9 protein-coding genes are annotated in these 6,430 nt (G+C 71.9%); all 9 read left to right on the plus strand.

Annotated elements, in window-relative coordinates; genetic code table 11:
- On the plus strand, positions 1 to 1,173 hold a 1,173-nt coding region (locus E4099_RS27380), incomplete at its 5' end, for a beta-ketoacyl synthase N-terminal-like domain-containing protein (protein WP_425348278.1).
- A gap of 36 nt (positions 1,174 to 1,209) precedes the next feature.
- Positions 1,210 to 2,145, plus strand: a complete 936-nt coding sequence (locus E4099_RS27385) for an ACP S-malonyltransferase (RefSeq protein ID WP_135341809.1) — start codon at positions 1,210 to 1,212, stop codon at positions 2,143 to 2,145.
- Between the two features lie 44 nt (positions 2,146 to 2,189).
- Positions 2,190 to 2,441 carry an acyl carrier protein gene (locus tag E4099_RS27390; protein WP_135341810.1) on the plus strand — a complete coding sequence of 84 codons (252 nt, stop codon included), beginning with the start codon at positions 2,190 to 2,192 and terminating at the stop codon, positions 2,439 to 2,441.
- Complete coding sequence (locus E4099_RS27395) at positions 2,438 to 2,851, plus strand: 3-hydroxyacyl-ACP dehydratase FabZ family protein (protein WP_245245212.1); 414 nt, start codon at positions 2,438 to 2,440, stop codon at positions 2,849 to 2,851. Before E4099_RS27390 ends, E4099_RS27395 begins: the two co-directional genes overlap by 4 nt.
- Entirely contained in the window at positions 2,848 to 3,345 is a 498-nt protein-coding gene (locus E4099_RS27400) for a 3-hydroxyacyl-ACP dehydratase FabZ family protein (RefSeq protein ID WP_135341811.1), read from the plus strand. The genes E4099_RS27395 and E4099_RS27400 overlap by 4 nt, the downstream gene beginning before the upstream one ends.
- 23 nt (positions 3,346 to 3,368) lie before the next feature.
- Positions 3,369 to 4,115: a 3-oxoacyl-[acyl-carrier-protein] reductase gene (gene fabG / locus E4099_RS27405; RefSeq protein WP_135341816.1), complete on the plus strand. Its 747-nt coding sequence runs from the start codon at positions 3,369 to 3,371 to the stop codon at positions 4,113 to 4,115.
- Positions 4,116 to 4,161: 46 nt separating this feature from the next.
- Positions 4,162 to 4,887 carry a 2-hydroxychromene-2-carboxylate isomerase gene (locus tag E4099_RS27410; RefSeq protein ID WP_135341812.1) on the plus strand — a complete coding sequence of 242 codons (726 nt, stop codon included), beginning with the start codon at positions 4,162 to 4,164 and terminating at the stop codon, positions 4,885 to 4,887.
- Positions 4,888 to 4,961: 74 nt separating this feature from the next.
- Positions 4,962 to 5,888, plus strand: a complete 927-nt coding sequence (locus E4099_RS27415) for an alpha/beta hydrolase (protein ID WP_135341813.1) — start codon at positions 4,962 to 4,964, stop codon at positions 5,886 to 5,888.
- A 409-nt stretch (positions 5,889 to 6,297) separates the two neighbouring features.
- The coding region (locus E4099_RS27420) for a biotin carboxylase N-terminal domain-containing protein (RefSeq protein WP_135341814.1) at positions 6,298 to 6,430 on the plus strand (133 nt) is incomplete at its 3' end.

Genomic DNA, 6,430 nt, shown 5'->3' on the forward strand with positions numbered 1-6,430 from the left:
CACCACGCCCGCCACCAGGGCGCCCCCACCCCGACCGAAGGAGTGCACGCACCCATGGTTTCCGCCACCACCGCGGGCGCCCCGCTGATCTCCGCCTGGGCCGCCATATCCCCCTGGGGCCTGAGCGGGGACGACTTCGCCGGCGGCCTCGCGGCCGGCCGCCAGGCCAAGGCCCCGCTGGACCCCGAGACCTGGTCCGTCCCCCACCCGCAGGCCTGCCTGGTCCCGGACTTCGACATCAGGAGCATCCTGGGCCGCAAGGGCACCCGCTCCATGGACCGGGCCACCGGCCTGGCCGTCACCGCCCTGCGCGAACTGCTCACCGACCGCACCGCGGACGGCGAACCCGCCCGGCTGCCCGGCGTCGGCGAGGACACCGGCCTGGCGCTGGGCACCAGCACCGGCAGCGCCCAGTCCATCATGGACTTCACCCGCGACTCCCTGGTCAGCGAGAAGCCCTTCTTCGTCGACCCGGCCCAGTTCCCCAACACGGTGATGAACTGCGCCGCGGGCCAGTCCGCCATCTGGCACAAGCTCAAGGGCCCCAACACCACCATCGCCGGCGGCCGGGCCACCGGACTGCTCGCCCTCCAGTACGCGCTGCGCCTCCAGCGCGCCGGCCGGGCCAACACCGTGCTGTGCGGGGCGGTCGAGGAGTTCTCCAGCGCCCGCGCCTGGCTGGAGTGGCACTCCCGCCCGCAGGGCGCCGACGCCCCGCTGCTGGGCGAGGGCGCCGCCGTCTGGCTGCTGGAGACCGGCGAGGCCGCGGCCGAGCACGGCCGCGGCGGACTGGCCGAGGTGGCCGGGCTGGAGTTCGGCTTCGCCGCCGGCCCCGAGCAGGCCCACCCGGTCCTCACCGAGGTCGTCGAGCGGCTGCTGGAGCGCACCGGCACCTCCGCCGGCGAGGTGTGGGCGGTCGCCGACTCGCGGGCCCCGGGCGCCGAGGGCGAGGCCGAGCGTGCCGCGCTCGCCGAGGTGTTCGGCGACCACCGGCCGCGCCGCATCGCCCCCGCCGACGCCATCGGCGACACCTACGCCGCCTCGGCGGCCTTCCAGATCACCGCGGTGCTGTCGCTCGCCGAGCGCGGCGACGCGGAGCCCGGCAGCACCGCCCTGGTCACCTCGGTGGACCGGGACGGTGTGGTCGGCGCCGCCCTGCTGCGGACCCGGTGAGACCGGGCTCCGCCACACGCACGAGGAGACAGTGAGATGACGACGGACGTCCGTACGGCGCTGGTGTTTCCGGGACAGGGGTCCCAGAAGCACGGCATGGGGGAGACGTGGCGGGACACCGAGTCCTGGTCGCTGGTCGCCGAGATCTCGGAGTACACCGGCATCGATGCCGAGGAACTGCTCCTGAAGGCCGACGACGAGACCCTCAAGCGCACCGACCTGGCGCAGATCGCGGTGTTCGGCACCGAGGTCCTCGCCTACCACGAGGCGCGGAAGGCCGGAGTGCTCGGCGAGGTCGCCGCCTACGCCGGGCACAGCCTGGGCGAGTACACCGCCCTGTACGCGGCCGGCGCGCTGGGGCTGGCCGACGCCGCCCGCCTGGTCGCCGCCCGCGGCCGGGCCATGCGGGAGAGCGCCGAGCAGTCCCCCGGCACCATGGCCGCCGTGGTCCGGCTGGACGGCGAGGCGGTCGAGGAACTGGCCGAGCGCGCCCGCGAGTCGGGCCACCAGGTCTGGGTCGCCAACATCAACGCCCCCGGCGCGGTGGTGATCTCCGGCACCGCCGAGGGCGTGGCGGCCCTGTCCGAGCTCGCCGCCGAGAACGAGGGCAAGGTCATCCGCATCCCGGTCGGCGGCGCCTTCCACAGCCCGCTGATGGCCGCCGCCGCCTCCGCCCTGGAGACCGCCCTGCGCGCCACGGACTTCGCCGCCGAGCACGCCCCGGTGGTCGCCAACGTGGACGCCCGCCCGCACACCGGCGGCGGCGTCTGGCCCGACCTCGAACTGCGCCAGCTCACCAGCCCGGTCCGCTGGCAGCAGGGCGTACGCACCCTCTTCGAGGAACTCGGCTGCACCCGGTTCGTCGAGATCGGCCCCGGCCGCCAGCTGACCGGCATGATCCGCCGGATCGCCAAGGAGGCCGAGACCGTCCCGGTCGACACCTCCGCCCAGCTGGCCAAGCTGACCGCCTGACCCCGCACACCACCCCCGACACGGAACACCAAGGAGAGACACCCATGGCTGAGACCACCACCCTCGACATCGACGAGCTGCGCACCGTGGTCGCGGACGTCCTCGACGTGGACGAGGCGGAGATCACCAACGAGGCCGACTTCATCGAGGACCTGGGCGTCGACTCGCTCATGGCCCTGGAGATCATGGTCGTGCTGGAGCGGAAGTACTCCATCAAGCTCGACGAGGAGCAGCTGAAGAAGATCACCTGCCTCCAGGCCGCGTACGACCTGATCGACGAGAAGCTCGGGAAGTGACCGTGACCACCACCCGCGAGTTCTGCACGCCGGTCGACGGCACGCCCGAGGTCACCGACCCGGGCACCGGCGAGGGCCCCGCCCGCACCGTGGTGCTGGTCGAGCCCTCCGAGAAGGTGTTCGCCGGCCACTACCCGGGATTCCCCATCTTCCCGGGCGTGTGCATCATCGAGTACGTCCACCACAGCGCCCTGGCCACGCTGCCCGAGCCGGGCGACGACTGGATGCTGGCGGCCATCGAGTCGACCCGCTTCCTCAGCCCGGTCTTCCCCGGCAACACCATCACCACCGAACTCACCTGGTCCAAGGTGAAGGACAGCGACGCCCTGCGCTGCAAGGCGGTCGCCTCCAGCGAGCGCGGCAAGTCCGCACAGATCAAACTGCGCTTCGAGCGCCGGGGGAACCGATGACCGAGCTCACCGTCGACGAGATCAAGCGGATCCTGCCGCACCGCTTCCCGATGCTGCTGGTCGACCGGGTCACCGAGATGGTGCCCGGCGAGCGGCTGACCGCCCTCAAGGCCGTCACCGTCAACGAGCCCTGGTACCAGGAGCTCGACGACAAGGCCCCCGAGGAGGCGTACCACTACCCCTCGGTGCTGCTCGCCGAGTCCTGGTGCCAGTCGGCCGGTGTGCTGGCGGCCTGGGAGAACCCCAACCCGGACGTGCTCAGCGGCCAGGTGATGCTCTTCGGCGGCGTCTCCGACGTGGAGTACCTCCACCCGGTGCGCCCCGGTGACGTACTGGAGCACCGCGTCACCCTCAGCCGGTCCTTCGGCGACACCCTCATCTTCGAGGGCGAGAGCCTGGTGGGCGAGCAGGTCGTGCTGCGCGTCAGCCGGGTCACCATGGCCATGCGCCCCGCGTCCGAACTCACCGGGGGCGCTCCCGGCGAGCAGAGCTGAGAGGAGCAAGCTCGGTGTCCGACATATCCGAGAACGACAAGCGGGTCGCGCTGGTCTCCGGCGGATCCCGCGGCATCGGCCGCGCCACCGTGCTGCGGCTGGCCCAGGACGGCTTCGACGTGGCGTTCTGCTACCAGTCCGCCGACCCCGAGGCCGCCCTGGCCCTGGAGAAGGAGGCCGCGGAGCTGGGGCGCGGCCGTGTGATCGGCAAGCGCGCCGACGTCTCCGACGCCGACTCGGTGCGCGAGCTGGTCGCCCACACCCAGGACCAGCTGGGCGACATCGAGGTCGTGGTCACCTCCGCCGGCATCACCCGGGACAACCCGCTGCTGCTGATGAAGGACGAGGACTGGCACCAGGTGCTGGACGTCAACCTGGACGGCACCTACCACGTCTGCCGCTCGGTGATCTTCGAGATGATGAAGCGCAAGAAGGGCTGCATCATCAACATCTCCTCGGTGGCCGGGGTCTACGGCAACGCGACCCAGACCAACTACGCGGCCTCCAAGGCGGGCATCATCGGCTTCACCAAGTCGCTCGCCAAGGAGGGCGGTCGGTACGGCATCCGGGCCAATGTGGTGGCACCGGGGTTCATCGAGACCGACATGACCGCGGAGCTGTCCGACAGCGTCAAGAAGCAGGCGGAGAAGAGCATTCCGCTGCGCCGCTTCGGTCGCCCGGAGGAGGTCGCGGACATGGTCTCGTACCTGGTCGGCGCCGAGTACGTGACCGGCGCGGTGTTCCAGGTCGACGGCGGAATCATCATCTGAGGCGATTCCCGCGACGGCGCCGAGAACAGCTGAGAGAGTGAGGGCCATGGCCGGCAGACGCAGCAAGGTGCCACGTTTCTACTTCAACTTCCGCAGTCCGTACTCCTGGCTGGCCTACCGTGATCTGATGGACCGGTACCCGGACGTGGCGGACGTGGTGGAGTGGCACCCGTGGTGGGAACCGGACGAGCGGAACGAACGCCTGATGAACGAGGCGGGCGGGACGTTCTCCTATGTCCACATGTCCCGGGAGAAGCACCTGTACATCCTCCAGGACGTACGGCGGCTCACCCGGGACCGCGGCCTGCCGGTCAGCTGGCCGGTGGACGAGGACCCGGTCTGGGAGATCTGCCACCTGCCCTACTTCCTGGCCCGGGACGCGGGTCTGGGCCGCGAGTACATCGAGCGGGTCTACCGGGCCCGCTGGCTGGAGGGCCGGAACATCTGCGAGCGGGAGACCGTCGCCGCCATCGCGGCGGACCTCGGGCTGCCGGTCGACAAGATGACCGCCGCGGCCGACGACGAGGGGCTGCGGCGGACCGAGGGGCTGGACGCGCTGCTGGCCCTCAGCCGCGACGGAGCCTTCGGCGTCCCCTTCTTCACCCATGGGTACGACAAGTTCTGGGGCGTGGACCGGCTGCCGGCCTTCGTGGAGTCGGTACGCGCCCGCATGGAGCCGAGCCGGGCACCGGCCGCCGAGCCCGCCGCCGGCGGCGGTGACTTCCTGGCCGTGCGCTCCGGCGACCAGGGGCACGAAGGGGGCTGCGGCTGAGCCCCGCCCCGGCCGCAACCGTGTGAGACTGCCTGCTGAGTCCTGATGGACCCCCTTCACCCACGGAGGACGCGATGCCCGAGTCGAGGAGAGCGGCCCGGCAAGCCACCCTGACCAGGCAGGCGCTCTCGGCGGTCGCACTGCCGATAGCGCCGCTGTACGGAGCGGCTCTGGCGTATCTGGCGTTCCACCCGCGGCGCGGGGGCCAACAGGGCCACCCGGACGACCTCGGCATGCCCAGCACCGAGCTGCGCGTGCCGTTCCGGTCCGGGAAGTACGTCCACGCCTGGCTGTGCCCCGGTGCCGAGGACCGGGTGGTGGTCATCGGGCACAGCATGGGCGGCGACAAGACCCGCAGCCTGGAGCACGCGAAGTTCCTGCACCAGGCCGGGTACACGGTCTGCCTCTTCGACCACCGCAACCACGGGGCCAGCAGCCGCGACCCCTCCTGTGTGGGGCTGGGCGACCGGTTCGCCAGCGACATCATCTCGGTCGTCTCCCACCTGCGCACCGCCTGCGGCTACGGCGGCGCGCGCTTCGCCGTCTACGGCTTCTCCTTCTCCTGCTTCTCCTCGCTGTGGGCCCTCACCCACGAGGGCTTCGAGGTGGACGCGGTGGTCTGCGACAGCGGCCCCGGCCATGACGTGCCGCCGCTGTTCCGCAAGTTCCTGGAGGCCGAGGCGCTGCCCCTGCCGTCGCTGCTGCGCACCGAGCCGTCCCGGGCGGTGGTCACCAGCGTGCTGTGCTCGGTGAGCAACGCGATGATCGGGGCCGAGTGGCCGCCGCCGGTGGCCGGCCCCTTCGCCCAGGTGCCGCTGCTGGTGATGTCCGGGGAGCGGGACGCGGTGGTGCCGCCCTCCTCGGTGGACGCCTTCGCCGAGCGCTTCCCGCAGGCCGAGACCCATGTCCTGCCGAACGCGGAGCACCTGGCCGGGCTCCGCACCGACCCCGCGGCCTATGCCGACGTGGTGCTGGACTTCCTCAAGCGGGCCCTGGGGTAGGGGGATGTCCGATGGGTGGGCGTGAATCGCGGAGCCCGGGGAACCTCCCGGCGGTCGCCCGGGGAGCCGGTGCCGGGCGCCGCGGTGCCGCGAAGTCCCAGCGGACGCCCCCCTAGCGGCGGCTGGACGCCCCGCGTCCGCGGACGCTCGCCGTACGGCGATCCCGCCCCCGTCACCCGGGATGGGGCGCGTTCCTGGGAACGGCGCGACCCCCGGGGGCGTCACACTTGTCATCGGAGGCGGCAAACCCTGCCGCACCGGGCCCGCCGGCCACCACTCGCCCGGGATGATCCGTCCATGAGGCGCGAGTGGCTGCCGAACCGGCGGAGACCGGCCGAGCGGGGCCGCGCCAGACCGGCAACCGACCATCCACGGAGGATGGTTCATCAAGGAAAAGGGAAGAGAGAGCATGCGTAAGGTGCTCATCGCCAACCGTGGCGAAATCGCTGTCCGCGTTGCCCGTGCCTGTCGGGATGCCGGGATCGCGAGCGTAGCCGTCTACGCCGATCCGGATCGGGACGCTGTGCATGTGCGCGCGGCCG

Origin of the sequence: Streptomyces palmae (assembly GCF_004684805.1) — a bacterium.
GTDB lineage: Bacteria > Actinomycetota > Actinomycetes > Streptomycetales > Streptomycetaceae > Streptomyces > Streptomyces palmae.